At 72.9% G+C, this 24,449-nt stretch carries 23 protein-coding genes; 17 read left to right on the forward strand and 6 right to left on the reverse strand.

The annotated features are described in order from the left end of the window. Position 1 precedes the first annotated feature (1 nt). From AB0E88_RS31900 to AB0E88_RS31930, 7 genes are all read left to right on the forward strand, one after another. Positions 2 to 664 carry a response regulator transcription factor gene (locus AB0E88_RS31900; RefSeq protein ID WP_361637886.1) on the forward strand — a complete coding sequence of 221 codons (663 nt, stop codon included), beginning with the start codon at positions 2 to 4 and terminating at the stop codon, positions 662 to 664. A gap of 16 nt (positions 665 to 680) precedes the next feature. Then, positions 681 to 2,084, forward strand: coding sequence for a HAMP domain-containing sensor histidine kinase (locus AB0E88_RS31905; protein WP_361637888.1), 1,404 nt, complete (start codon positions 681 to 683; stop codon positions 2,082 to 2,084). After that, positions 2,081 to 3,127 carry a TAXI family TRAP transporter solute-binding subunit gene (locus AB0E88_RS31910; RefSeq protein ID WP_361637889.1) on the forward strand — a complete coding sequence of 349 codons (1,047 nt, stop codon included), beginning with the start codon at positions 2,081 to 2,083 and terminating at the stop codon, positions 3,125 to 3,127. Before AB0E88_RS31905 ends, AB0E88_RS31910 begins: the two co-directional genes overlap by 4 nt. 261 nt (positions 3,128 to 3,388) lie before the next feature. Then, on the forward strand, positions 3,389 to 4,501 hold the full coding sequence (locus tag AB0E88_RS31915) for an LLM class flavin-dependent oxidoreductase (protein WP_361637891.1): 1,113 nt from the start codon (positions 3,389 to 3,391) through the stop codon (positions 4,499 to 4,501). Then, on the forward strand, positions 4,498 to 5,103 hold the full coding sequence (locus AB0E88_RS31920) for an FMN reductase (protein ID WP_361637893.1): 606 nt from the start codon (positions 4,498 to 4,500) through the stop codon (positions 5,101 to 5,103). The genes AB0E88_RS31915 and AB0E88_RS31920 overlap by 4 nt, the downstream gene beginning before the upstream one ends. A gap of 289 nt (positions 5,104 to 5,392) precedes the next feature. Beyond that, on the forward strand, positions 5,393 to 6,103 hold the full coding sequence (locus tag AB0E88_RS31925) for a response regulator transcription factor (protein WP_361637949.1): 711 nt from the start codon (positions 5,393 to 5,395) through the stop codon (positions 6,101 to 6,103). A 1-nt stretch (position 6,104) separates the two neighbouring features. Beyond that, positions 6,105 to 7,571 (forward strand): HAMP domain-containing sensor histidine kinase, encoded by a 1,467-nt coding sequence (locus tag AB0E88_RS31930; RefSeq protein WP_361637895.1) that lies wholly within the window; start codon positions 6,105 to 6,107, stop codon positions 7,569 to 7,571. Here the strand turns inward: AB0E88_RS31930 and AB0E88_RS31935 are convergent. Further along, positions 7,562 to 8,182 carry a CGNR zinc finger domain-containing protein gene (locus AB0E88_RS31935; protein WP_361637897.1) on the reverse strand — a complete coding sequence of 207 codons (621 nt, stop codon included), beginning with the start codon at positions 8,180 to 8,182 and terminating at the stop codon, positions 7,562 to 7,564. The genes AB0E88_RS31930 and AB0E88_RS31935 overlap by 10 nt on opposite strands. A 93-nt stretch (positions 8,183 to 8,275) precedes the next feature. Here AB0E88_RS31935 and AB0E88_RS31940 point away from each other — a divergent pair, with 93 nt between their 5' ends. After that, complete coding sequence (locus tag AB0E88_RS31940; RefSeq protein WP_361637899.1) at positions 8,276 to 9,049, forward strand: MBL fold metallo-hydrolase; 774 nt, start codon at positions 8,276 to 8,278, stop codon at positions 9,047 to 9,049. Positions 9,050 to 9,250: 201 nt separating this feature from the next. Further along, positions 9,251 to 9,790, forward strand: coding sequence for a flavoprotein (locus AB0E88_RS31945; RefSeq protein WP_361637900.1), 540 nt, complete (start codon positions 9,251 to 9,253; stop codon positions 9,788 to 9,790). Between the two features lie 67 nt (positions 9,791 to 9,857). Here AB0E88_RS31945 and AB0E88_RS31950 read toward each other — a convergent pair whose 3' ends face one another. The 3 genes from AB0E88_RS31950 to AB0E88_RS31960 all read right to left on the reverse strand — a co-directional run bounded on the left by AB0E88_RS31950 (position 9,858) and on the right by AB0E88_RS31960 (position 12,122). After that, on the reverse strand, positions 9,858 to 11,042 hold the full coding sequence (locus tag AB0E88_RS31950) for an SPFH domain-containing protein (protein ID WP_361637902.1): 1,185 nt from the start codon (positions 11,040 to 11,042) through the stop codon (positions 9,858 to 9,860). 11 nt (positions 11,043 to 11,053) lie between these two features. Continuing rightward, positions 11,054 to 11,305: a hypothetical protein gene (locus AB0E88_RS31955; protein ID WP_361637904.1), complete on the reverse strand. Its 252-nt coding sequence runs from the start codon at positions 11,303 to 11,305 to the stop codon at positions 11,054 to 11,056. 163 nt (positions 11,306 to 11,468) lie between these two features. After that, positions 11,469 to 12,122, reverse strand: a complete 654-nt coding sequence (locus AB0E88_RS31960) for a hypothetical protein (RefSeq protein ID WP_361637906.1) — start codon at positions 12,120 to 12,122, stop codon at positions 11,469 to 11,471. A 293-nt stretch (positions 12,123 to 12,415) separates the two neighbouring features. On the opposite strand from AB0E88_RS31960, the gene hemL reads away from it, so the two are divergent. The 7 genes from hemL (at position 12,416) to ccsB (ending at position 20,265) form a co-directional block, all read left to right on the forward strand. Then, on the forward strand, positions 12,416 to 13,732 hold the full coding sequence (gene hemL / locus AB0E88_RS31965; protein WP_361637908.1) for a glutamate-1-semialdehyde 2,1-aminomutase: 1,317 nt from the start codon (positions 12,416 to 12,418) through the stop codon (positions 13,730 to 13,732). A gap of 35 nt (positions 13,733 to 13,767) precedes the next feature. Next, positions 13,768 to 14,415: a histidine phosphatase family protein gene (locus AB0E88_RS31970; RefSeq protein WP_361637951.1), complete on the forward strand. Its 648-nt coding sequence runs from the start codon at positions 13,768 to 13,770 to the stop codon at positions 14,413 to 14,415. 240 nt (positions 14,416 to 14,655) lie between these two features. Then, the gene (locus AB0E88_RS31975) at positions 14,656 to 15,909 is read left to right on the forward strand and encodes a hypothetical protein (RefSeq protein WP_361637910.1); all 1,254 of its coding nucleotides are present in this window, start codon (positions 14,656 to 14,658) and stop codon (positions 15,907 to 15,909) included. Between the two features lie 111 nt (positions 15,910 to 16,020). Then, the gene (locus AB0E88_RS31980; protein WP_361637911.1) at positions 16,021 to 16,653 is read left to right on the forward strand and encodes a TlpA disulfide reductase family protein; all 633 of its coding nucleotides are present in this window, start codon (positions 16,021 to 16,023) and stop codon (positions 16,651 to 16,653) included. Position 16,654: 1 nt separating this feature from the next. Continuing rightward, on the forward strand, positions 16,655 to 17,434 hold the full coding sequence (locus AB0E88_RS31985) for a cytochrome c biogenesis protein CcdA (protein WP_361637913.1): 780 nt from the start codon (positions 16,655 to 16,657) through the stop codon (positions 17,432 to 17,434). A gap of 3 nt (positions 17,435 to 17,437) precedes the next feature. After that, a complete protein-coding gene (locus AB0E88_RS31990) occupies positions 17,438 to 19,189 on the forward strand; it encodes a cytochrome c biogenesis protein ResB (RefSeq protein WP_361637915.1) in 1,752 nt (583 codons plus the stop codon). After that, on the forward strand, positions 19,186 to 20,265 hold the full coding sequence (ccsB, locus tag AB0E88_RS31995; protein WP_361637917.1) for a c-type cytochrome biogenesis protein CcsB: 1,080 nt from the start codon (positions 19,186 to 19,188) through the stop codon (positions 20,263 to 20,265). Before AB0E88_RS31990 ends, ccsB begins: the two co-directional genes overlap by 4 nt. A 182-nt stretch (positions 20,266 to 20,447) precedes the next feature. On the opposite strand, the gene AB0E88_RS32000 is transcribed toward ccsB, so the two are convergent. Beyond that, positions 20,448 to 22,376, reverse strand: a complete 1,929-nt coding sequence (locus AB0E88_RS32000) for an AMP-binding protein (RefSeq protein ID WP_361637919.1) — start codon at positions 22,374 to 22,376, stop codon at positions 20,448 to 20,450. Between the two features lie 487 nt (positions 22,377 to 22,863). Between AB0E88_RS32000 and AB0E88_RS32005 the strand changes: the two genes are divergently transcribed. Continuing rightward, positions 22,864 to 23,718 carry a MaoC/PaaZ C-terminal domain-containing protein gene (locus AB0E88_RS32005; RefSeq protein WP_361637921.1) on the forward strand — a complete coding sequence of 285 codons (855 nt, stop codon included), beginning with the start codon at positions 22,864 to 22,866 and terminating at the stop codon, positions 23,716 to 23,718. A gap of 20 nt (positions 23,719 to 23,738) precedes the next feature. On the opposite strand, the gene AB0E88_RS32010 is transcribed toward AB0E88_RS32005, so the two are convergent. Next, complete coding sequence (locus AB0E88_RS32010; protein ID WP_361637923.1) at positions 23,739 to 24,392, reverse strand: TetR/AcrR family transcriptional regulator; 654 nt, start codon at positions 24,390 to 24,392, stop codon at positions 23,739 to 23,741. Positions 24,393 to 24,449: the final 57 nt, after the last annotated feature.

Genomic DNA, 24,449 nt, shown 5'->3' on the forward strand with positions numbered 1-24,449 from the left:
CGTGCGCGTACTGCTGGCCGAGGACGACGACGGTGTGGCCGCCGCGCTCACCGAGGCCCTGTACGAGCACGGTCACCTGCCGACCCGGGTGCGGCGCGGCGAGGAGGTCCTGACCCGGCACCGCCGGGCCGACCTGCTGCTGCTCGACCTCGGCCTGCCCGACCTCGACGGCCTGGAGGTGCTGCGCAAGCTGCGCGCGGTGAGCGGCCTTCCGGTGGTGGTCCTCACCGCGCGCGGCGACGAACGGTCGGTGGTGCGGGGCCTGCGCCTGGGCGCCGACGACTACCTGGTCAAGCCGGTACGGCTGGCCGAGCTGCTGGCCCGGATCGAGGCGGTCACCCGGCGTGCCGCGACGCCCGCCGCCCCGGAACAGCCGCGCACGGTCCGCGCCGGTGACGTCGAGGTGGACCTCGACGCGCGCCGGGTCCTGGTCGCCGGCGCCGAAGTCCGGCTCACCACGAAGGAGTTCGAGGTCCTCGCGGTGCTGGCGGCGCGGGCGGGCACGGCCGTCAGCCGCCAGCAGCTGATGGACGAGGTGTGGGGCGACGCGTATCTGGCGGTGTCCCGCTCGCTCGACGTCCACCTCACCCAGCTGCGGGCCAAGCTCGGCCGCCCCGAGGCGCTGACCACGATCCGCGGCTTCGGCTACCGGTTCGGCGGCTGAGCCGGCGGCGACCCGTATGCGTACCCGCGTCCTGACCGTCGTCCTGGCCTTCGTCGTGCTCGCGGTGGCCGGTTTCGCCGTACCCCTGCTGGGCGTCACCGCGTCCCAGCGCACCCAGCAGCTCCTCGCGGCCCGCTCCGGTGACCTCGACCGCTTCGCCGCACTCGCCGAGCAGGCCGCCGAGAGCGGCGACACAGGTGCGCTGGCCGCCGAGGTGACCCGGTACACCGAGCTGTACGGCGAGGCGGTCGTGGTGGTCGACGCCCGCCGCGTCCCGGTCGTGCAGACGGGCGGCCTGCGCGCGGCCGACCCGGCCGTGGCCCGGCTGATCGACGCGGCGCTGCGCAACCAGCGGGTCTCGCCCGGGGGCACCCTGCGCCCCTGGTCCCGCCGTGCCGAGCTGCTCGCCCGTCCGGCGGGCACCGGCACCCGGGTGTCCGGTGCCGTGGTGCTGCGGGCCTCGGTACGGGCCGCAGCCGACGACATCACCCTGCGCTGGGCGCTGGTCCTCGCGGGCGCGGGCCTGTTCGCCGTGGCCTGTGTGGTCCTGGCGAGGACGGCCACCCGCTGGGTCGTACGCCCCCTGCACCGCCTCGACCGCGCGGTGGCCATGCTGGCGGCCGGGCTCCCGGCCGGGATCGCGGCGGGACACCTCCAGGTCGGGGGGCCGCCCGAACTGCGCCAGCTCGCCACCGGGTTCCACCGCATGGCCGACGCGGTGACCACCGCCCTGGAGCAGCAGCGGCGCCTGGTGGCCGACACCTCGCACCAGCTGCGCAACCCCCTCGCCGCGCTGCGGCTGCGCATCGACTCCCTCCAGTCCCGCCTGCCCGCCTCCGCCACCCGCACCTACACCGGCGTGACCTCGGAACTCGAACGCATGGAGGAACTCCTCGACGACCTGCTGACCCTGGCGAACGCCGAACACCGCGCCGGCGAGCTGTCCGTCACGGCCGGGCGCGGTGCGTGCTGCGACGCGACGGCGGTCGTCGCCGCCCAGTGCCAGTGGTGGCAGCCGGTGGCCGAACGAGCCGGAGCGCGCCTGAGGTTCGTCCCCGGCCCCACGGTCCTGACGGCCTGCGCGGACAGCGAACTGGCCCAGGTGGCCGACATCCTCCTGGACAACGCGATCAAGTACGCCGGGAACGGCGCCCGGATCGAGACGCGCTGCCTCACCGAGGGCCCGGACGCGGTGGTCGAGGTCCGCGACGACGGGCCGGGGCTCGCCCCCGGCGAACTCACCTGCGCGGGCACCCGGTTCTGGCGCTCGGAGCGCCACCGCGGCGTACGTGGCAGCGGTCTGGGCCTGGCGATCGCCGAACAGCTGGTGGCGGGGCGCGGCGGGCGGGTCGAGTTCGCGGCGGCCGAGCCGCACGGCCTGCGGGTCAGGGTCGTCCTGCCGAAGGGGTACGAAGTATGACGGGCCCGCCGGCGCCCGGCCTGCCCGGCCCCCTCACCGGCCCCGCCCGCCGTACCGCCCGCCCTCCCGCCCGCCGCACCGCCCTGCGGGCGGCCCTCGGCGCGGCGTGCGCCGGCCTGGTCGCGGGAAGCGCGACAGCCGACGCACGGCACGCGGACCGCGGCCCGCGGGGCGTCCTGCGGATCGCGACCGGCGAGCCCGACGGTTTCTACGCGGCCTTCGGCCGGCTGCTCGCCGCCCAGGTGGAGGCGGCGAACCCCGGGCTGTCCTGCCGGGTGATCAACAGCGAGGGCAGCGTGGCCAACGTCGGGCTGCTCCAGGCGGGCCGGGCCGAGGCGGCGCTCGCCCTGGCCGACATCGCGTGGGCCGCGTACGGCGGCTCGGCACCCTTCGGCCGCCGGGTTCCGCTGCGCGCGATCGGCCGGGTCTACGAGAACTACATCCAGCTGGCCGTGCGCGCCGACGCACCGATCCGCACCGTCACCGACCTGGCGGGGCGCACCGTCTCCCTGGGCGCGCCCGGCTCCGGGGGCGCGGTGCTCGGCCACCGGCTGCTGCGGGCCGCCGGCCTGACCCCGGGCACCGACGTGGCGGTCCGCCATCTGCTGATGCCGCAGGCGGCGCGGGCGATGGGGGCGGGCGCCATCGACGCCCTGCTGGTGGCGGGGGGCGTACCGCTGCCGGTGCTGTCCGCGCTGGACGTCCGGCCGGGGATCCGCCTGCTGCCGCTGGCCGGCCTGCTGCCCCGGCTGCGCGCCGGGCAGGCGGGCTCCGCCCTGGAAGCGGTGACGGTGCCGTCGGGCGCGTACCGGGGAACACCCGAGGTGGCCACCCTGGGCGTGGCGAACCTTCTGCTGTGCCGTCCCGGCCTGCCGGCGTCCGCCGCGGCGGCCCTCACCCGGGTACTGGTCCGCAGGGCGGCCCGTCTCGTCCCCGCAGCGGCGCTCGGCACCCAGTTCCTCGACGCCCGCAGCCTGATCTCCACCGGAGCCGTCCCGCTGCACCCCGGAGCGGTCGCCGCCTACCGCGCACTGCACGGCTAGGCGGTGCGTCCGCCCGCGAAGGCCGGGGCGTGGCGCCCAGCGTGACGCGAAGGCCGGGGCCTGGCGCCGCGCGTGACGCGACGGCCGGGGCGTGGCGCCGCGGATGGTCCGAAGGCCGAGCCCCCGGCGCTGCGGTGATCCGTAGGCCGGGGCCCCGGGGCTCGACGTACGGCCCGCGTGCGCCGGTGGGCGGAATACGGGAGGCGGGGTGGTCGTTGGGCGGTATAGTTCAACAATCAACTAACTGGAGGGTGAGCGACCATGCAGTTCGGTATCTTCAGCGTGGGCGACGTCACGCCGGACCCCACCACCGGCCGGACGCCGACCGAACGCGAGCGCATCAAGGCCATGGTCGCGATCGCGCTGAAGGCCGAGGAGGCCGGGCTCGACGTGTTCGCCACCGGGGAGCACCACAACCCGCCGTTCGTGCCCTCGTCCCCGACGACCATGCTCGGTTACATCGCCGCGCGGACGGAGCGGCTGATCCTCTCCACGTCCACGACGCTGATCACCACCAACGACCCGGTGAAGATCGCCGAGGACTTCGCGATGCTCCAGCACCTGGCCGACGGCCGCGTGGACCTGATGATGGGCCGCGGCAACACCGGACCGGTCTACCCCTGGTTCGGGCAGGACATCCGCCAGGGCATCAACCTCGCCATCGAGAACTACGCCCTGCTGCACCGTCTGTGGCGCGAGGACGTGGTGGCCTGGGAGGGGAAGTTCCGCACCCCGCTGCAGGGCTTCACCTCGACGCCGCGCCCGCTGGACGGCGTACCGCCGTTCGTCTGGCACGGCTCCATCCGCTCCCCGGAGATCGCCGAGCAGGCCGCGTACTACGGCGACGGGTTCTTCCACAACAACATCTTCTGGCCGGCCGATCACACCAAGCGGATGATCGAGCTGTACCGCAACCGGTACGCCCACTACGGGCACGGCACGCCCGAGCAGGCGATCGTCGGCCTCGGCGGGCAGGTGTTCATGCGCAGGAACTCCCAGGACGCGGTGCGCGAGTTCCGGCCCTACTTCGACAACGCGCCGGTCTACGGCCACGGGCCGTCCCTCGAGGAGTTCACCCGGGACACACCGCTGACCGTCGGCTCCCCGCAGCAGGTCATCGACAGGACGCTGTCCTTCCGCGAGTACGCCGGCGACTACCAGCGCCAGCTGTTCCTGATGGACCACGCCGGGCTGCCGCTGAAGACCGTGCTGGAGCAGATCGACCTGCTCGGCGAGGAGGTCGTGCCGGTGCTGCGCAAGGAGTTCGCCGTGGGCCGCCCGGCCGGCACGCCCGAGGCGCCGACCCACGCCTCACTGCTCGCGACCGCCCGCAGGGAGAGCGCCGCCACGAACGCCGAGGAGGCCGCCGTATGAAGCTCGTCGTCGTCTCCGCGGGGCTGAGCGTGCCCTCCTCCACCCGGCTGCTCGGCGACCGGCTGGCCGCCGCCACCGCCGAACGCACCGGGGCCGAGGTGCGGGTGATCGAGCTGCGCGACCTCGCCGTCGCGATCGCCCACACCTTCACCAGCGGCTTCCCGGGCGCAGAGCTGTCCGACGCGTTCGACGCGGTGAGCGGGGCGGACGGGCTGATCGTGGTCACGCCCGTGTTCTCCGCCTCCTACAGCGGACTGTTCAAGTCCTTCTTCGACGCGCTCGGCGCGCACGACCAGGACGCGCTCGCGGGCAAGCCGGTGCTGATCGCCGCGACCGGCGGCACCGCCCGGCACTCCCTGGTCCTGGACCACGCCCTGCGGCCGCTGTTCGCCTACCTGCGGGCCGTCGTCGTCCCGACCGGCGTCTACGCCGCCTCCGAGGACTGGGGCGCGGAGGGCCTGCCGGAGCGGATCGAACGCGCCGCGGGCGAGCTGGCCGCGCTGACGGCCGGTCCGTCCACGGCCCGGCCCCCGGCCCAGCGGGACGCCTTCGACGTCGTCCCCTTCGAGGCCCAACTGGCCGCACTGCGCCCGACGGGCTGAGCGGACGGGATGAGTGGGCCGGGGGCTCCACGGGGAGCCCCCGGCCAGCGGCCCGGGCGGGGGCTCCCGGGTGGTCCGGGTGGCTCCACCCGGGAGCCGCCGCCCGGCGGGCCGCGCCGCGAGGGGCAGTGAGCGTCCGCCCGGGGCGTCACCCCGGTCGGACGCAGGTCAGGGAGGTCTCAGGCCAGGGGTCCCGGACGGTGAGATCCGAGTAAGAAGGGTGATCGTCGGACCGCCCGCTCGGCCGGGGCGTCCCCGGGCTTGGCAGACTGGTCGGGTGCCCCAGACAGTGCTCCTCGCCGAAGACGACCGCGCCATCCGCCACGCCCTGGAACGCGCCCTCACCCTGGAGGGCTACCAGGTGACGGCGGTCGCCGACGGCGTGGAGGCGCTCGCGCAGGCCCACACCTCGCCGCCGGACGTGCTCGTCCTGGACGTGATGATGCCCGGCATCGACGGACTCCAGGTCTGCCGGGTGCTGCGGGCCGAGGGCGACCGCACGCCCATCCTCATGCTGACCGCGCTGGTGGAGACCGCCGACCGGATCGCCGGGCTCGACGCCGGCGCCGACGACTACGTCGTCAAGCCGTTCGACGTCGAGGAGGTCTTCGCCCGCCTGCGCGCCCTGCTGCGCCGCACCAGCCCCGACACGCCCGCCCCCGCCCCCGCGCTGACCCGCGAGGAGCCGCAGCTGTCCGAGCGGCACATCGAGGCCGCAGGCATCCGCATGGACCCCCAGGCCCGCCGGGCCTGGCGCGGCGGGCGCGAGCTGGAACTCACCCGCACCGAGTTCGAGCTGCTGGAACTGCTCGTGCGCAACGCGGGCATCGTCCTCGACCACTCCACGATCTACGACCGGATCTGGGGCTACGACTTCGGCCCCGGCTCCAAGAACCTCGCCGTCTACGTCGGCTACCTGCGCCGCAAGCTCGACGAGCCCGGCGCCCCGCAGCTGATCCACACGGTGCGCGGCGTGGGTTACGTGCTGCGGGAGGACTGACATGGGGCGCGGGCGCCTGCGCCGCCTGGTGTCCGGGCGGCGCCCCGGGCTGGTGTCGCTGCGGACCACGTTCGCCGTGTCCTTCGCGGCCGTCACCGCCGCCGTCACCGTCCTGGTCGGCATCCTGTCGTACAACGCGGCCGCCCGGCTGGTGCGCGTCGACCAGCAGTCGGTGTTCGACGAGGTCGTGCAGGACGTGCGCAGCGAGGTGCGCCAGCACCGGATGTCCCCGGAGGACTTCTCCTCCTCCGCGCCCGGCCACGACGTCGTCCGGCCGGCCCGCACCAATGTGCAGGTGCTCGGCGCGGACGGCGCGGTGTCCGACAGCGGCAGCCCCGCGCTGCCGGTCGGCGAGGCCGACCGGACGATCGCGGCCGCGGGCAGCGCCGGGCGCATGGTGCTGCACAAGGACGTCGACGTCGGCAGCGACGTGTACCGGGTGGCCACCGTCTCCCTGGGCGGGCGGCGCGGCGCGGTGCAGGTGGCGCAGGAGTTCAGCGACACCGAGGACCTGCTGCGGGCGCTCCAGCAGCGCACGCTGATCCTGATGGCGGCGGTCGTGGTCGCCGCCGGGCTGTTCGGCTGGTGGCTGGCCCGGCGCATCACCCGACGGCTGATCGTCCTGACCGCCGCCGCCGAGGACGTCGCCCGCACCCGCCGGCTCGGCATCCAGGTCCCCGTCACCGGCTACGACGAGGTCGGGCGTCTGGGCCGCGCCTTCGACCGGATGCTGGGGCGGCTCGCCCAGTCCGAGGAGGACCAGCGGCGCCTGGTCCAGGACGCCGGGCACGAGCTGCGCACCCCGCTGACCTCGCTGCGGACCAACATCTCGCTGCTGAAGCGGATCGACGAGCTGCCACCGGAGTCGCGCGAGGACCTGGTCGCCGACCTCGGCCAGGAGGCCCGCGAACTGACCGACCTGGTCAACGAGCTGGTCGACCTCGCCGCCGGCCAGTCCGACAGCGAGCCGCCGCAGCGGGTGGACCTCGCCGACGTCGCCGAGGACGTCGCGGGCCTGGCCCGGCGCCGTACCGGCCGCGAGATCGTGCTGCGCGCGAGCGGCGACACGACGACGTACGGCCGGCCGGGCATGCTCCAGCGGGCGGTGTCCAACCTGGTGGAGAACGCCACCAAGTTCGACCGCGACGGCACCGCGCCCATCGAGATCAACGTGGCCGGCCCGGCCCGCCCCGGCACGGTGCGCGTCGAGGTCCTGGACCGCGGGCCCGGCATCACCGACAGCGACCTGCTGCGCGTCTTCGACCGTTTCTACCGCGCCGCCGACGCGCGCTCCCTGCCCGGCTCGGGCCTCGGCCTGTCCATCGTGCGGGAGGTGGCCCTGGTCCACGGCGGAGCGCCGTTCGCGCAGCACCGCGAGGGCGGCGGCTCGGTGATCGGCTTCACGGTGGCGGGCGCACCGGCACGCCGCGACGAGGACGGCGGAGCCGGGCCGCGGCGTCAGCCCTGAGGCTCCCGGCCGGTGCGGCGGGCGTACGCGCGGGCCGCTCGGACGCGGTCGCCGCAGCGTGTGGAGCACCACTGGCGGCGGCCGTGCCGCAGCAGGTAGCGGGTGCACGGGGGTGAGCCGCAGGCGGTGAGGCGGTCGGCGTCGGGGCCGGTGAGCAGGTCGGCGGCGTCGGCGGCGAGGGCCGCGAGGGCGTGTTCGAGGATCTGGGTGGTGGGGTGGGCGGCGGCGCGGTGCAGTCCGCGCGTGGCGTCCCAGTGCAGCAGCGCGGTGGCCGGGGCCTTCGTCATCGCCTCGTTGACCGCCGCCACGGCGCCGGCCGGCGCGGGCTGTCCCTCGACGCGGGAGGCGATCAGCGCGCGGATCTGCTCGCGCAGTGAGCGCAGTTGCGCCGCGCACATCTCCCGCAGCCCGGCGTCGGCCGGGGCGAGGCCGCGCTCGGCCAGCCAGCGGTTGGCGTCCGCCGGGCTGGACAGCAGGTCGAGGGTGTGGCCGCCGGGCAGGGCCGGCGCGCTGTTGGCGAGGTCGAGCGCCAGGTACTGCTCGGCGCCCGGCGCGGGTGTGGGGGCCGGTTCCAGAGGTTCGGCGGGCGCGGTCTCCGTCATGCGTCTCATGGTACGGCTTGCGTGCATCCGTGAGAAACGGCTAGGTTCTCTCACGGATAACCAAACGGCTATCCGTGAGACTCATCTGTGAGGTGCTGCTTCGTGTCCGCTTCCCTCTCGCCCGAGCTCCCCGTCCACCGCTACGGCGGCCCCACCGCCCTCTTCGAGTACGGCGGCCTGCGTTTCCTCACCGACCCCACCTTCGACGAGCCCGGCGTCTACCCGATCGGCGGCGGCCGCTCCCTGACCAAGCTCGCCCCGTCCCGCACCACCCCGGCCGCGCTCGGCCGCGTCGACGTCGTCCTGCTCTCGCACGACGAGCACCCCGACAACCTCGACCACTCCGGCCGTGCCCTGCTCGCCGATGTGCCGCTCACGCTCACCACGACCGGCGGCGCACGGCGGATCGGCGCCGGCGCCACGGGTCTCGCGGACTGGGAGTCGGTCGATCTCGACCGGCCCGGCGGCGGCACGGTGACGGTCACCGGCGTTCCCGCCGTGCACGGCCCCGGCACCAAGGAGCAGGTCGAGCCGGTCAGCGGCCAGGTCATCGGGTTCGTCCTGACCGGCGAGGGGCTGCCCACGGTGTACGTCAGCGGCGACAACGCGTCCCTGGACGCGGTCCGGGAGATCGCCGACCGGTTCGGCCCCGTCGACACCGCGGTGCTGTTCGCCGGAGCGCCCCGCACGGGCCTCTTCGACGACGCGCTGCTCGTCCTGGACGGCGCCGGCGCCGCCGAGGCCGCCCGCCTGCTCGGCGCCCGCCGGGTCGTGCCCGTCCACTGCGACAGCTGGGCCCACTTCACGGAGGGCCGCGAGGACGTCGTCAAGGCCTTCGCCGCGGCCGGGATAGGCGACCGGCTCGCCGAGGACTGACACCGCGCGGGACGGCCCGGCGCGGCACCGGCCCGCCCGGCCGGCGGGACGCGAGGCGCCGGCGCCGGCCCGGAACCGGCGGGAGCCGTCCGGGTCCGCGACGGTCCTGTCGTGTGCCGGGGGCGGCCGTGTCCCGGCCCCGGCCGCTCCCCGTACGCTGCCACAACCGCACGACGTCGGCCGACCCCCGGGAGAGCACGCGTGACCACGCCCCAGAAGCAGCCGTTCCTCTACGTCGTCGTCTGCGCGGGCGGGGTCGCCGGTGACGTCGGCAAGCTGATCACGGCCGCGCAGGGGAGGGGCTGGCAGGTCGGTGTCGTCGCCACCCCGCAGGGTCTCGGCTTCATCGACGCCGAAGCGGTCGAGGCGCAGACCGGCCATCCGATCCGTTCGGCCTGGCGGCGCCCGGGGGACCCCCGCCCGCTGCCCCCGGCGGACGCGATCGCCGTCGCCCCGGCCACCTTCAACACGATCAACAAGTGGGCCGCGGGCATCTCCGACACCCTCGCCCTGGGGATCCTGTGCGAGGCGTACGGCATGGGCACACCCATCGCCGTCCTGCCCTGTCTGAACGCGGCCCAGGCCGCCCACCCCGCCTACCGGCAGAGCCTGCGGCGGCTACGGGAGATGGGCGTCCGGATCGGCGGCGGGGAGCCGTACGGGGGGACCGAGGCCGGGCACGCCGCGTTCGCCTTCCGCTGGGAGGAGGCGCTGGAGCTGCTGGAGCCCGGGCGGGCGTGAGCGTCGGCGGCCTTCCCGTACCGGGCCGTCGTACGGACCACCCGGACCCGCGGCGGTCCCGGTGGGTTCAGTCGAGGTCCACCCGGCCGTCGTTCGGCTTCTGCTCCTTGCCGGCGGCCAGCCGGAGCAGGGCGTTGTCCTCGTTCTTCTCGGGGCCCCGGCCGTCGGATTCCTGGCCGTTGAGGTTCTGCCGGACCGAGTCCAGGATCGTCAGGCCCTGGGACACCAGACCGGCGGCGATCTCGCCGAGGCCGTCGGCGCCGTTGAGGACGTTGACGTTGGCGCCCGCGAGACCGCCGGCGGCCTCCTTGACGATCTGCGGGAGCTGGTCGATCAGCATCCGGTCGAGTGCGACCCGGTCGTACGACGCCGCCGCCTCCGCCTGGATCTTCATCCGCTGCGCCTCGGCGGCCGCGAGGATCCTGACCCGCTCGGCCTCGGCCTCGGCGGGCTTCACGATCTCGGCCACCAGCTGCTGCTGACGCAACTCCGCCTGCCGCTGGGCCAGTTCCGTCTGCGCGGCGAGCACCTCCTGCTGGGCGTCCGCCAGCGCGAGCGGTCCGGCCTGGGCGGCTTTCGCCTGGGCGCGGTCCACCTCGGCCGAGAACTCGGCCTTGACGATGGCGGTCTGCCTGGCGTACTCGGCCTGCGCGCGGGCCGCCGCCTGCTCCGCCTGCGCCGCGGCCTGGGTGGCCTGGGCCTGGGCGATCTGGGCCTGCCGCTGGATGGCCGCCTTGTGCGGCGCGGACATCGCGTCGATGTAACCGGTGTCGCCGTCGTCGATCGACTGGATCTGAAGGGAGTCGACGGTCAGGCCGATCTTCGCCATCTCGGTCTTGGAGGTGTCCAGGACCTCCGCGGCGAGCTTCTGCCGCTCGGTGACGATCTCCTCGACCGTCATCGAGCCGATGATGGCGCGCAGATGGCCGGCGAAGATCCGGCCGGTGAGCACCGACATCTGCTCCTGGTCGGAGAGGAAGCGCTGGCCCGCGTTGATGATGCTCTCGTGATCGTTGCCGACCTTGAAGGCGATCACCGCGCGGACGTGCAACGCGATGCCCTGCCGCGTCACACAGGTCTCGGTGACCTCGGACTCGCACATGGACAGGGTGAGGAAGCGGACCTTGCGGAAGACCGGGAGCACGAACTTGCCGTGCCCCGTCACCACGCGGAACGGCGCACCCCCCAGGCCCCGCCTGCCTCCCGAGATCAGCATCGCCTCGTCGGGGGCGGGGACGCGGTAACCGAACATGCCTGTACTCCTCAGCCGGCGTCGGCGGTGTCCTCGCCGAGCGCGTCCAATGGATCCACCCACTCGATGACACCGACCTCACGGCATCCCCGTGATTCGATCACGAGCACCGTCGCGCCCGCGGACAGGGGGTTCTCCGACCAGGCGAGGAAGGTCTCGGAGCCGCCTCTGACCCGGACCAGGATCTCGCCGGGACCCGCGGATCCGCGCGTTCCGATGAGAACCGTCCCTGTGCAGCCGACCACGGCCTCGTCCTGTGGCATCACCGGCCGTCCTCCTCGTCCTGGCCCCGTGATTCCGACGATAGACCCACCCCGGCCGGGACCCAACGGGCACGAGTGCCGCGCGACGCCGCTCGCCGGGACCCAACGGGCACGAGTGCCGCGCGACGCCGCTCGCCGGGACCCCGCGAACGTCACCGCCGGCTCAGGGCCACACCAGGCAGTACGGCTGGTGCCCCGCCTCGTGCAGCCGGTGGGAGAAGTCCTGCCACTCGTGCAGCAGCTGGTACACGTTGAACGCGTCCCGCGGGCCGCCGCGGTCGGGGACCGTGGACCAGATGAACGCCGCCGCGCCGACCGCTTCCTCGCCGATGTCGCGCAAGGGGTCGACGACCGTCATGGGGAGCTTCACGACCGCGTAGTCGGGGTGCAGGACGACCAGCTCCAGGGGCGGGACCTTGTGCAGGGGGACGCCCTCGATGCCCGTCAGGACCATCGCGGCCATCGTCTCCGGCTTGATCTTGGTGAACATGCCGTTCATGCCGAGCTCGTCGCCGCCGAGTTCCTCGGGGCGCATCGAGATCGGGACGCGGGCCGCCGTCGCACCGTCCGGCGCGCCGAAGTACTTGTACGTCACCCCCACCCGACCACCATTCCTGCTCCCCGCCCCGAGGCGGTCCACCCGGCTCAGCCGGTCCAGCCGCTCCGGGCCGATCGGCCGCTCGGGCTCGTTCGGTGCACCCTGTGCCTGCTGACGTGCGTCGTTCGCTGCCTCCGCGTCGCGCCGGTGCCTTCCCCGCCGGGCGCGTCGAGGACCCAGGTCGTCGGTCCCCTCGCCCAGTCCGCCACCGCGATGCATATCTCCACCCGACTGCTTTTCTAGGCTGCGTGCCCGGGGCCGCGCAACCCGATCATCGTGTCAGTGACCTCCCCCACGGTCACACGCCGAAACGTGCACTGGAACAGCTGTCCGCAGGTTTTGCCGAAAGCCCCCGACACGACCCTTCGTCATGTCCATACGTATGCGAGGACCAGTTTCTCAGATGGGCGGGGTGCGGATCTCTCGTATCGGTGTGGTCGGCCTACCCTGAGGAGGTCACCCGGCAGCCCAGCCGGAGAAGGTCCCGGAAGAGGTCGGAGAAGCCGCACGTCATGAGCGAACTGCCCTATCCCTACGAAGCGCCTGCCTCGCAGGCACTGTTCGACCGTGCGGCGGTCGTCACGCCGGGTGGCGTGAACTCGCCGGTGCGGGCCTTCCGCGCTGTCGGCGGCACGCCCCGGTTCATGGTGTCCGGCAAGGGCCCGTACCTCACCGACGCCGACGGACGCGAGTACGTCGACCTGGTCTGCTCCTGGGGCCCCATGATCCTCGGGCACGCGCACCCCGAGGTGATCGCCGCCGTGCAGGAGGCCGTCGCCCGCGGTACGTCCTTCGGCACGCCCGGTGAGGGCGAGGTCGCGCTCGCCGAGGAGATCGTCGCCCGGGTGGAGCCCGTCGAGCAGGTGCGGCTCGTCTCCAGCGGCACCGAGGCGACCATGTCGGCCATCCGGCTGGCCCGCGGGTTCACCCGGCGGTCCAAGGTGATCAAGTTCGCCGGGTGCTACCACGGGCACGTCGACTCCCTCCTCGCCTCCGCCGGCTCCGGTGTGGCGACCTTCGCGCTGCCGGACACCCCGGGTGTCACCGGCGCGCAGGCCGGCGACACGATCGTGCTGCCGTACAACGACCTGGAGGCCGTGCAGGAGGCCTTCCACCGGCACCCCGGCGAGATCGCCTGTGTGATCACCGAGGCGTCGCCCGGCAACATGGGTGTCGTGCCGCCGCAGCCCGGCTTCAACCAGGGCCTGAAGGACGCCTGCCAGAAGAACGGCGCGCTGTACATCTCCGACGAGGTCATGACCGGCTTCCGCACCAGCCGCGCCGGCTGGTACGGCATCGACGGGGTCAAGCCCGACCTGATGACCTTCGGCAAGGTGATGGGCGGCGGCTTCCCGGCCGCCGCGTTCGGCGGGCGCGCCGACGTCATGGCCCACCTCGCCCCCGCCGGCCCGGTCTACCAGGCCGGCACCCTGTCCGGGAACCCCGTCGCCACCGCCGCCGGCCTCGCCCAGCTGCATCTCCTCGACGACGCCGCCTACGACCGGGTGAACGCCGTGTCGGAGCAGATCCGGACCCTCGTCACCGAGGCGCTGGCCAAGGAAGGCGTCGCGCACCGGCTGCAGACCGCCTCCAACATGTTCTCCGTGTTCTTCACGGACCGGGAGGTCCGCGACTACGAGGACGCGAAGAAGCAGGAGTCGTTCCGCTTCACCGCCTTCTTCCACTCCCTGCTGGAGAACGGCGTGTACCTGCCGCCGTCGTCCTTCGAGTCGTGGTTCGTCTCCACCGCGCACGACGAGCGCGCCATCCAGAAGATCGCCGACGCCCTCCCGGCGGCGGCCCGAGCCGCGGCGGAGGCCACCGCGTGAGCGACAGCAGCAAGGACATCACCGTCGTCCATCTGATGCGGCACGGCGAGGTCGCCAACCCCGACGGCATCCTCTACGGCCGGCTGCCCGGGTACCACCTGTCCGAGCTGGGCCGGAAGATGGCCGAGCGGGTCGCCGACCACCTCTCCTCCCGGGACGTCACCCATGTGTGCGCGTCCCCGCTGGAGCGGGCGCAGGAGACGGCGACGCCGATCGCCAAGGCGCACGGGCTGGACCTCGCCACCGACGAGCGGCTCATCGAGGCGGAGAACGTCTTCCAGGGCAAGACCTTCGGCGTCGGCGACGGCGCGCTGCGCAAGCCGGACAACTGGAAGCACCTGTTCAACCCGTTCAAGCCGTCCTGGGGCGAGCCGTACGTCGACCAGGTGGTGCGGATGATGGGCGCGCTGCACTCCGCGAAGGACGCCGCGCGCGGCCACGAGGCGGTGCTCGTCAGCCATCAGCTGCCGATCTGGATCGTGCGCAGTTACGTCGAGCGGCGCCGGCTGTGGCACGACCCGCGCAAGCGGCAGTGCACGCTCGCCTCGCTGACGACGTTCACGTTCCAGGGCGACCGGATCGTCTCCGTCGGTTACACCGAGCCCGCCCGCGACCTGGTCCCGGCCCATCTGCTGGCCGGCGCCAAGCCGGTGAAGGGCCAGGGCAAGGCCTTCGGCGCGTAGCACTGCCGTGGGCCGGGGGCTCGGGGGCGCGTTGTCGGCTGCGGGTGCTTCGTGGCCGGTCGCGCAGTTCCCCGCGCCCCTGGGTGGGGCTTCTCGGCCCATGCCGTAGAGCTGACGGCATGTCAGTTGGCACAGTTTTATTACATTCGTGGCGTAACGCATACGCGCTCGCGGAACCCCCCGGATCGTCGCGCCCTCTGACTGGGTGACCACCCAAGGACGTGACGAATCGGGGAACTCATGCGCACCTTCTCCCGCAGGGGAATGCTCGGCCTGGGCGCGGGCGCCGCGGCGGCCGCCTCACTCGCGGGCTGCGGCACCTCGTCGGGCGGGTCGGGCCACGGGTCCGGCTCGGGCGGCGGCGACGGTTCCGGGAAGGACCCCTCCGGCGCCCCCACGACCGCCGCCCGCCCGATAGGGGACGGCTCGACGGCGTACAGCGGCAAGCAGCCGCACCAGCCGGGCGCGCCGCAGCCGCTGGAGCCGGGGCAGCAGCCGCCGCAGTTCGTCATCTTCTCCTGGGACGGCGCCGGCGAGGTCGGCAACGGCCTGTTCCCGCGCTTCCTGGACCTCGCCAAGGAGCACGGGGCGAGCATGACCTTCTTCCTGTCCGGGCTGTACCTGCTGCCCGAGTCCAAGAAGCGCCTGTACGACCCGCCGAACAACCGGCGCGGCGCGTCCGACATCGGCTACCTCACCGACGCGCACATCCGCTCCACGCTGGAGAACGTCCGCCGCGCCTGGCTCGAGGGCCACGAGATCGGCACCCACTTCAACGGCCACTTCTGCTCCGGGCACGGCACGGTCGCCAACTGGACGCCGCAGCAGTGGCGCAGCGAGATCGACCAGGCGAAGTCGTTCGTGAAGCAGTGGAAGACCAACACCGGCTGGAGCGACCTGCCGCCGCTGCCGTTCGACTACGACAAGGAGCTGGTCGGCGGTCGTACGCCCTGTCTGCTGGGCCAGAACAACCTGCTGCCCACCGCCCGCTCGCTCGGCTGGCGCTACGACGCCTCCTCGCCGGGCGGCCGGCAGATGTGGCCGGACAAGAAGCAGGGCATCTGGGACCTCCCGCTCCAGCAGATCCCGTTCCCCGGCCGCCGCTTCGAGGTGCTGTCGATGGACTACAACATGCTGGCCAACCAGTCCGTGAACTCCACGAAGGCCCCGCCCGCCAACTACCCGGGCTGGCGGCAGCAGTCCGCCCAGGCGTACATATCCGGCTTCCAGCGGGCATACGAGACAAACCGGGCGCCGTTCTTCATAGGCAACCACTTCGAGCACTGGAACGGCGGCATCTACATGGACGCCGTCGAGGAGGCGTTCAAGCACATCGCGCGGGAGAAGGAGAAGGGCGCGGACGTGCGCCTCGTCTCCTTCCGGCAGTTCGTGGACTGGATGGACGTGCAGAAGCCCCAGGTGCTCGCCAAGCTGCGCACCCTGGAGGTCGGGCAGCGGCCGGCCGGCGGGTGGAAGCAGTTCCTGGCGGCGTGAGCGGTGCGCGAAACGCCCTCCGGGCGCTCGCGAAACGCCGCCTGAAATGCGGGTTTCCACCCGCAAGGGGGGTGCCCAAGATCCCCGATACGGACATGCGAAACTTTTCACATGAGTGCCGCCAGCCGCGCCCCCCAGCGCTCGTCCCGCACCCGGACCGCCCGTAGCCGCGCCGCCGTGTTCGCCGCGACGGCCGCGGCGGCCGCGCTGACCCTGTCCGCGTGCAGCTCCGGCGGCACCTCCGGCGGGGGCGGCCAGACCAACTTCGTCATGGGCAAGAACGGCATCGCCACCGCCGACAAGGGCGAGCGTGCCGACGCCCCCGACCTGTCCGGCGAGACCGTCGACGGCAAGCAGCTCGACGTCGCCGGCTTCAAGGGCAAGGTCGTCGTCATCAACGTGTGGGGCTCCTGGTGCCCGCCCTGCCGCGCCGAGGCGCCCGGCTTCGAGAAGGTGTACCAGGAGCTCAAGGGCCAGGGCGTGCAGTTCGTCGGCATCAACACGCGCGACACCTCCACCGGCCCGGCCCGCGCCTTCGACGAGGAGTTCGGCATCAGCTACCCGAGCCTGTACGACCCCACGGGCAAGCTGATGCTGCGTTTCAAGAAGGGCACGCTCAACCCGCAGTCCATCCCGTCCACGCTCGTCATCGACCGCACCGGGAAGATCGCGGCCCGCACGCTGCAGCCCCTGTCGGAGGACAAGCTGCGGACGATGATCAAGCCGGTCCTGGCGGAGAAGTGACGTGACCGAAGTCACCACCCTCGCTGCGGCGGCGGTCTCCGACCCCAACGGCACGGTGCTCAACGGAGCCCTGCTGGTGGCCCTGCCCATCGCGCTGCTCGGCGGGCTCGTCTCCTTCTTCTCGCCCTGTGTCCTGCCGCTCGTCCCCGGCTACCTCTCCTACGTCACCGGGGTCAGCGGCACCGACCTCGCCGACGCCCGGCGCGGGCGGATGGTCGCCGGCGCCTCCCTGTTCGTCCTCGGCTTCACCGCCGTCTACGTCTCCACCGGCGCCTTCTTCGGCTACTTCGGCCAGAACGTCCAGCAGCACAAGGACATCCTGAGCAAGGTCCTCGGCGTCGTCATGATCCTCATGGGCGTCTTCTTCATGGGCCTGATGCCCTGGCTGACGCAGCGCGAGTTCCGCTTCCACACCCGGCCGGTGGCCGGACTCGTCGGCGCGCCGGTGCTCGGCGCGCTGTTCGGCATCGGCTGGACCCCGTGCATCGGCCCGACCCTCGCCGCCGTGCAGGGGCTGGCCATGGACCAGGCGAGCGCGGGCCGCGGCGCCCTGCTGACCGTCGCCTACTGCCTCGGCCTCGGGGTGCCCTTCGTGCTCACCGCGGTCGCCTTCCGCAAGGCGCTCGGCGCCTTCGGCTGGATCAAGCGCCACTATGTCTGGGTGATGCGCGTCGGCGGAATCATGATGATCGGGACCGGTCTGCTGCTGCTGACCGGCGCCTGGGACCGCCTCGTGCAGGACATGCAGACCTGGTCCGACGGCTTCACTGTGGGGATCTGACCGATGAGCAAGACCACAACCGACCCGACCCCGTCCGACGCCGAGGACCTCGGAGCGGCCGGCTCCCAGCTCTCCACCGCGCCCCAGGAGGAGCTGTCCGCTCCGCCCTCGCTCGGTGTCATCGGCTGGACCCGCTGGTTCTGGCGCCAGCTCACCTCCATGCGGGTCGCGCTGCTGCTGCTCCTGCTGCTGTCGCTGGGCGCCATCCCCGGCTCCCTCATCCCGCAGACCGGCATCGACGCCACCAAGGTCGAGCTGTTCCGCCGCAACCACTCCACGCTGGCGCCGGTCTACGACAAGCTCGGCCTGTTCCACGTGTACAGCTCGGTGTGGTTCTCCGCGATCTACATCCTGCTGTTCGTCTCCCTCATCGGCTGCATCGTCCCGCGCACCTGGCAGTTCGTCGGCCAGCTGCGCGGCCGGCCGCCGGGCGCGCCCAAGCGGCTGACGCGGCTGCCCGCGCACACCACCTGGCGCACCGAGGCCACACCCGAGCAGGTCCGTGAGGCCGCGCTCGCCCTGCTGAAGAAGCGCCGCTTCCGCGCCCATGTGGCCGGGGACGCCGTCGCCGCCGAGAAGGGCTATCTGCGCGAGCTGGGCAACCTGGCCTTCCACATCGCGCTGATCGTGATGCTGGTCGCGTTCGCCGCGGGCCAGCTGTTCAAGTCCGAGGGCGACAAGCTCATCGTCGAGGGCGGCGGTTTCTCCAACACGCTCACCCAGTACGACGACTTCAAGTCCGGCAGCCTCTTCTCCTCCGACGACCTGGAGCCGTTCAGCTTCAAGCTGGACGACTTCAGGGGGACGTACGAGGTCACCGGCCCCAACCGGGGCACGCCGCGCACCTACGAGGCGCACCTCACCTACAGCGTCGGCGCCTACGGCAAGGACACGAAGACCACCGTCAAGGTGAACGAGCCGCTGGAGATCGGCGACTCCAAGGTCTACCTCGTCAGCCACGGGTACGCGCCCGTCGTCACGGTCCGCGACGGCAAGGGCAACGTCGTGATGAAGGACGCGGTGCCGCTGCTGCCGCAGGACGGCAACGTCACGTCCTCCGGCGCGATCAAGGTGATGGACGGCTACCGCAACGCGCAGGGGCAGAAGGACCAGCTCGGTTTCCAGGCCGTGTTCATCCCGACCTTCGCCGGTGAGGGACAGGGCACGATGCTCTCCCAGTTCCCGGCGCTGCTGAACCCCCGGCTCGCGCTGAACGCCTACCACGGCGACCTCGGCGTGAACGCGGGCATCCCGCAGAGCGTGTACCAGCTCGACACCCAGCACCTGAAGCAGTTCAAGAAGGCGAACGGCGACCCGCTCGCGGAGCGCCTGAAGCCCGGCCAGACCATGCAGCTCCCGAACGGCGCCGGTTCGATCACCTTCGACGGCGTCAAGGAGTGGGCGGGCTTCCAGGTGACGCGGCAGCCCGCGAGCGGCTGGGCCCTCGGCGGAGCCATCGCCGCGATCTTCGGACTGGCCGCGTCGCTGTTCATCCAGCGCCGCCGCGTCTGGGTGCGCGCGGTCCGCGGCGCCGACGGCGTCACGGTCGTCGAGATGGCCGGGCTGGGCCGCAGCGAGTCCGCGAAGGTGCCCGAGGAACTCGGACAGCTCGCCGGAATCCTCTACGACCAGGCACCGGGCGCCCCCGAGCCCGAAACCGGCCCCGAGCCCGAAAGCGGTCCCGAGTCCGACCCCGGCCCCGCAGCCGACCCCTCAGAAGTCTCCGTACCCGCCGAAGGGGCTGAGAAGAAGTGACCCTCGCCGCCGCCACCAACGAACACCTCGCGAACATCAGCAATGTGCTGATCTACTCCTCGATGGCCGTCTACACCCTGGCCTTCTTCGCCTACATCGCCGAGTGGCTCTTCGGCAGCCGCAGCAAGGTCGCCCGCACCGCGGCCGCGCTCACCGCCGAGCCGAAGGCGGCGAACGCCCCGGCCGTCACCGTCACCCAGGCCGGCGGCACCGCCGTACTGGAGCGCCCCAAGGTCACCGTGCGGTCCGCCGCGGGCTCGCGCGACGTCCCCGACGGGCCGGGCGCGCACGGCGGGGACGCGCAGGGCGACCTGTACGGCCGGATCGCCATCTCCCTGACCGTGCTCGCCTTCCTGGTGGAGTTCGCCGGGGTCCTCACGCGCGCGCTGTCGGTGCAGCGGGCGCCGTGGGGCAACATGTACGAGTTCAACATCACCTTCTCCACCGTCGCGGTCGGCGTGTACCTCGGCCTGCTGGCGCTGAAGAAGAACGTCCGCTGGCTCGGCCTGTTCCTGATCACCACGGTCCTGCTCGACCTGGGCCTGGCCGTCACCGTGCTGTACACGGCGAGCGACCAGCTGGTGCCCGCGCTGCACTCGTACTGGCTCTACATCCACGTCTCCACCGCGATCTTCTGCGGCGCGACCTTCTACGTCGGCGCGGTCGCGACGATCATGTACCTGTTCAAGGACGCGTACGAGAACAAGCTCGCGACCGGCGGCAAGCCCGGCACCTTCGCCCGCTCCGTCCTGGAGCGGCTGCCGTCCTCGTCCTCCCTGGACAAGTTCTCCTACCGGATCAACGCGGCCGTCTTCCCGCTGTGGACGTTCACGATCATCGCCGGCGCCATCTGGGCCGGAGACGCCTGGGGCCGCTACTGGGGCTGGGACCCGAAGGAGACCTGGTCCTTCATCACCTGGGTCGCCTACGCCTGCTACCTGCACGCCCGCGCCACCGCCGGCTGGAAGGGCCGCAAGGCCGCCTACCTGGCCCTGCTGGCGTTCGCCTGCTGGCTGTTCAACTACTACGGCGTGAACCTCTTCGTCACCGGCAAGCACTCCTACGCCGGAGTCTGAGCGGCGGCAACCCCGTGGCCGGTCGCGCAGTTCCCCGCCGTGACCACCGGCCGCAGGCGAGACCGCAACCGGCCACCGGACGGCAACGGGCCGCCGCAGGCACAAAGGGGCGCGGGGAACTGCGCGACCGGCCCCCACCGGTCCGCAGACGAACGACCGGCCCCCAAACAACCGCCGGCTGCTCAGCCGTGCTCCGTGTACAGGTCCTCCACCACGTCCGCGAACGCGGTCAGGATCGCCGCGCGGCGGAGTTTCATCGACGGCGTGAGGTGGCCCGCCTCCTCGGTGAAGTCCACCGGAAGGACGGCGAAGCGGCGGATGGACTCGGGGCGCGAGACCATCCGGTTCGCCTCGTCGATCGCGCGTTGCAGGAGGGCGTACAGCTCCGGGTCGCCGATGAGCAGTTCGGCCGGCACCGGGTGCTTGCCGTTCATCCGGCGCCAGTGGCTGACGCCGTCCATGTCGAGGGTGATCAGGGCCGAGACATAGGGGCGGCCGTCGCCGACCAGCATGACCTGCGAGATCAGCGGGTGGGAGCGCAGCCAGTTCTCCAGCGGCGCCGGGGCCACGCTCTTGCCGCCGGCCGTGATCAGCAGTTCCTTCTTGCGGCCGGTGATCGTCAGATACCCCTCGTCGTCCAGCTCGCCGAGGTCGCCGGTGGCCAGCCAGCCGTCCTGCGCGGCCGGGACCACGCCGCCGGCCGCCGGGTCCCAGTAGCCGCGCAGCACGTGGTCGCCGGCGACCAGGATCTCGCCGTCGGCGGCGATCCGGATGCGGGTGCCCGGCAGGGGCCAGCCGACCGTGCCCAGGCGCGGCTTGAGCGGCGGCGTCACCGTCGTCGCGCCGGTCGTCTCGGTCAGGCCGTAGCCCTCGAAGATCTCGATGCCCGCGCCGGCGTAGAACGCGGCGAGGCGCCGGCCGAGCGGGGAGCCGCCGCAGATCGCGTACCGCACCCGGCCGCCCATCGCCTGCCGGATCTTGCGGTAGACCAGCGGGTCGTACAGTGCCCGCCCCGCCTTCAGCGCCGCCGCCGGGCCGCTGCCGCTGCCGGTCTGCCGGTCCTCGACGGCCTCGCCGTAGCGCCGTGCCACGGCCACCGCCCGGTCGAAGGCTCCCAGCTTGCCGCCCGACTCCGCCTTGGCGCGGGCGGAGTTGAAGACCTTCTCCAGCATGTAGGGGATGGTCAGCAGGCAGGTGGGCCGGAACGCCGCCAGGTCGGGCAGCAGGTCGTCCGGCTTCAGGCTGGGGGCGTGGCCGAGCCGGACGCGGGCGCGTACGCAGGCGATCGCCACCATGCGGCCGAAGACGTGCGACATCGGCAGGAACAGCAGCACCGACGGCTCGTCCTCGCTCTTGGCCCGGAACACCGGGTAGAGCAGTTCGATCGCGTTGTCGACCTCGGCGAAGAAGTTGCCGTGGCTGAGCGCGCAGCCCTTGGGGCGGCCCGTGGTGCCGGAGGTGTAGATCAGTGTGGCGAGGGTGTCGGGCCCGAGCATCCCGCGCCGTACGTCCACCTCCTGGTCGGGGACGTGCGCCGCCCCGACCTCGGCGAGCTGCTCCACGTGCCCCTTCTCCATCACCCACACATGCCGCAGGTCGGGCAGGTGCGCCCGCTCGGGGCCGATCGCCGCGGCCTGGGCGACGGTCTCGGTGACCAGGGTGACGGCGCCGGAGTCCTGGAGGATCCAGCGGGTCTGGAAGGGCGAGGAGGTGGGGTAGACCGGCACGGTGACCAGGCCGGCCGCCCACGCGGCGAAGTCGAGCAGGGTCCACTCGTACGTCGTGCGCGCCATGATCGCGATGCGGTCGCCCGGCGCCAGGCCCTCCGCGAGCAGCCCCTTCGCCACGGCCCGGACCTCGGCGGCGAACGCGGCCGCCGTGACGTCGGTCCACCGGCCGGAGGGGTCGCGGCGGCTGAGCACCACGGTGTCCGGTGCGGCGTCGGCGTTGTCGAAGGGCAGGTCGGCGAGCGAGCCGTGGCGGACGGGCTGGGCGAGGGGCGGTACGTACGCCTCGCGCACCGCCCCGCCCAGCCGCTTGGTCTCCGGTGCCACCAGGACGGGGCCCCGGGGAGCGGCGTAGTCGGCGGAGGTGGGGTACGGCGTGGACACGGGCGGCTCCTGGGGCGTGCAGCAGCGGCACTGCTTGCTGCAAGACGTACGTGCCTCGCCCGGCGGGGCGTTCACCGGCGGCGGCGTGGGCGGACGGTCACCGGCGGTTGGGCAGGGGAATCGTACGGGGCCCCTGTGGGGGCCTTGTGCGGGTTCCAAGGGGGTCCGGGGCCGGGGCTGTGCAGCGTCGGGAACTGTGTGAGAGAGGCTCACGTTGCCCAGGTCACACGGCTGTTGGCCGGTCGGCGGCCGGGGGCGGGGTGCCCTTGGGGCGCCTTCCTCGGGGCAGGCCCCGGTGACGCGTCGGGGGCTCGTATCGATCCGCTCCTCCCCGGTGCCCTAGATTTACCGTCGGTAACCTTACTCCAGAGTAAGCAGATTCGGACCCCGCGAGGAGAGGTCTCCCCATGGCCGACCGCTGTCTGATCCTCACCGCCACCGCGCCCGGCCGTACCCTCACCCGGCGGCTCACCTCCCGGCTCGGCCGATGAGCGGGACGACCCTCACCCGGCCGCCGGCCCTCGCCCCCCTGCTGGCCCGCGGTGCGCTGCTGTCCCCGCTCAAGCGGCCGCGCCCGGACGCGCCCGTCCCCACGGGCCGGCTGCTGCTGCCCGGACTGCGCGTCGACCTCGCCCGCCTGGCCGCCTACGAGCGGGTGTGCGGCTTCGCCGCCGCCGACGACACCCTGCCGGTCACCTATCCGCACGTCCTCGGCTTCCCGCTCGCCATGCGGCTGATGAGCGCCCGCGCCTTCCCGCTGCCGCTGCTGGGACTGGTCCACACGTCGATCGGGATCACCCGGCACAGGGCACTCGCCGCCACGGGCACGTACGACGTGGGGGTGCGCGTCGAGCGGCTGGCACCGCACCGGCGCGGGACCGAGGCGTTCGTGGTGACCGAACTGCGGGAGGACGACACCGTCGTCTGGGAGTCGACGAGCACGTATCTGGCACGGCACCGCACGGCGTCGGCGGCCGGCGGGCGGAGCGAGGACGCACCGGAGCCGCCCGTGGTCGGGGAGTGGCGGCTCGGCGGGGACCTCGGCCGCCGCTACGGCGCCGTCTCCGGCGACCGCAACCCCATCCACCTGCACCCGCTCACCGCCCGGCTGTTCGGCTTCCCGCGAGCCATCGCGCACGGCATGTGGAGCGTGGCGCGCTGCCTGGCCGCGCACGGCGTGCCCGACGCGGCCTTCGTGCGGGCGGAGTTCCGCGCACCGGTGCTGCTGCCGGGCACGGTCCGGTACGCCCAGGACGGGGAGGGGCGGTTCGCGCTGCGCGGCGACGACAGGGTGCACCTGACGGGACTCGCGGTGCCGCTCGGCTCACGCGGACAGGAGTGACGCGAAGGGGGGGGCTCGGCTCAGGCCGGCGGTGGGGGCGACCAGCGGTGTCCCGCCATCAGGTTGCCGAGGCCGGACCAGGCGAAGTTCATCAGGGTCGCGGCCGACTGCCGGGCCGTGACACCGTCGGCGGCGTTGCCCCACGCGGCCAGGGCCTCGGCGGCGCCGACCAGGGCCTCGGCCAGCCCGGCGACCTCGCGCTCGGCCAGGTCGGGATCACCGTGGGCCTCGCGGGCGGCGACGAGGATCAGCCGGGTCACGAAGGTGACGAGTTCCGCGCGCAGTGCGGCGACCTCCGTGGCGAACGGCTCACCGTGCGTGCGGGCTTGGAGATGCAGCACCGCCCACGCGTCCGGGTGCCGCGCGGTGTGCGTGAAGAACGCCAGTAATCCTTCCCAGAGTTGGCGGTCTGCGGGCGAACCCGGGTCGACGGCCACGCGGACGGCCTCGGTGAGCGCGGCGGCCTCCCGGCGTATGACGGCCGTGAAGAGGTCTTCCTTGGAGTTCAGGTACAGATACACCAACGGCTTGGAGACACCGGCGAGTTCGGCGATGTCGTCCATGGACGCGGTCATGTAGCCGCGCTGCCCGAAGACGCGCACGGCCGCGTCCAGCATCTGCCGCTCACGGACCGCCCGAGGCATCCGCTTGGTCTTCACCGAACCCGAACCCATGCGCACTAGCGTACGGGCCGCGTGCCGCCCCGCGGATACGCCGAGGGCGGCGAGGCG

The organism is Streptomyces sp. NPDC028635, assembly GCF_040637635.1.
GTDB lineage: Bacteria > Actinomycetota > Actinomycetes > Streptomycetales > Streptomycetaceae > Streptomyces.

Coding starts and splice junctions, on each gene's coding strand:
- AB0E88_RS31975 (WP_361637910.1), top strand. CDS start 14,656: ATGCGCACCTTCTCCCGCAGGGGAATGCTCGGCCTGGGCGCGGGCGCC.
- AB0E88_RS31920 (WP_361637893.1), top strand. CDS start 4,498: ATGAAGCTCGTCGTCGTCTCCGCGGGGCTGAGCGTGCCCTCCTCCACC.
- AB0E88_RS31905 (WP_361637888.1), top strand. CDS start 681: ATGCGTACCCGCGTCCTGACCGTCGTCCTGGCCTTCGTCGTGCTCGCG.
- AB0E88_RS31935 (WP_361637897.1), bottom strand. CDS start 8,182: ATGAGACGCATGACGGAGACCGCGCCCGCCGAACCTCTGGAACCGGCC.
- AB0E88_RS32010 (WP_361637923.1), bottom strand. CDS start 24,392: ATGGGTTCGGGTTCGGTGAAGACCAAGCGGATGCCTCGGGCGGTCCGT.
- AB0E88_RS31910 (WP_361637889.1), top strand. CDS start 2,081: ATGACGGGCCCGCCGGCGCCCGGCCTGCCCGGCCCCCTCACCGGCCCC.
- AB0E88_RS31960 (WP_361637906.1), bottom strand. CDS start 12,122: ATGCATCGCGGTGGCGGACTGGGCGAGGGGACCGACGACCTGGGTCCT.
- AB0E88_RS31980 (WP_361637911.1), top strand. CDS start 16,021: ATGAGTGCCGCCAGCCGCGCCCCCCAGCGCTCGTCCCGCACCCGGACC.
- AB0E88_RS31930 (WP_361637895.1), top strand. CDS start 6,105: ATGGGGCGCGGGCGCCTGCGCCGCCTGGTGTCCGGGCGGCGCCCCGGG.
- AB0E88_RS31990 (WP_361637915.1), top strand. CDS start 17,438: ATGAGCAAGACCACAACCGACCCGACCCCGTCCGACGCCGAGGACCTC.
- hemL (WP_361637908.1), top strand. CDS start 12,416: ATGAGCGAACTGCCCTATCCCTACGAAGCGCCTGCCTCGCAGGCACTG.
- AB0E88_RS31970 (WP_361637951.1), top strand. CDS start 13,768: ATGCGGCACGGCGAGGTCGCCAACCCCGACGGCATCCTCTACGGCCGG.
- AB0E88_RS32005 (WP_361637921.1), top strand. CDS start 22,864: ATGAGCGGGACGACCCTCACCCGGCCGCCGGCCCTCGCCCCCCTGCTG.
- AB0E88_RS31915 (WP_361637891.1), top strand. CDS start 3,389: ATGCAGTTCGGTATCTTCAGCGTGGGCGACGTCACGCCGGACCCCACC.
- AB0E88_RS31955 (WP_361637904.1), bottom strand. CDS start 11,305: ATGCCACAGGACGAGGCCGTGGTCGGCTGCACAGGGACGGTTCTCATC.
- AB0E88_RS31950 (WP_361637902.1), bottom strand. CDS start 11,042: ATGTTCGGTTACCGCGTCCCCGCCCCCGACGAGGCGATGCTGATCTCG.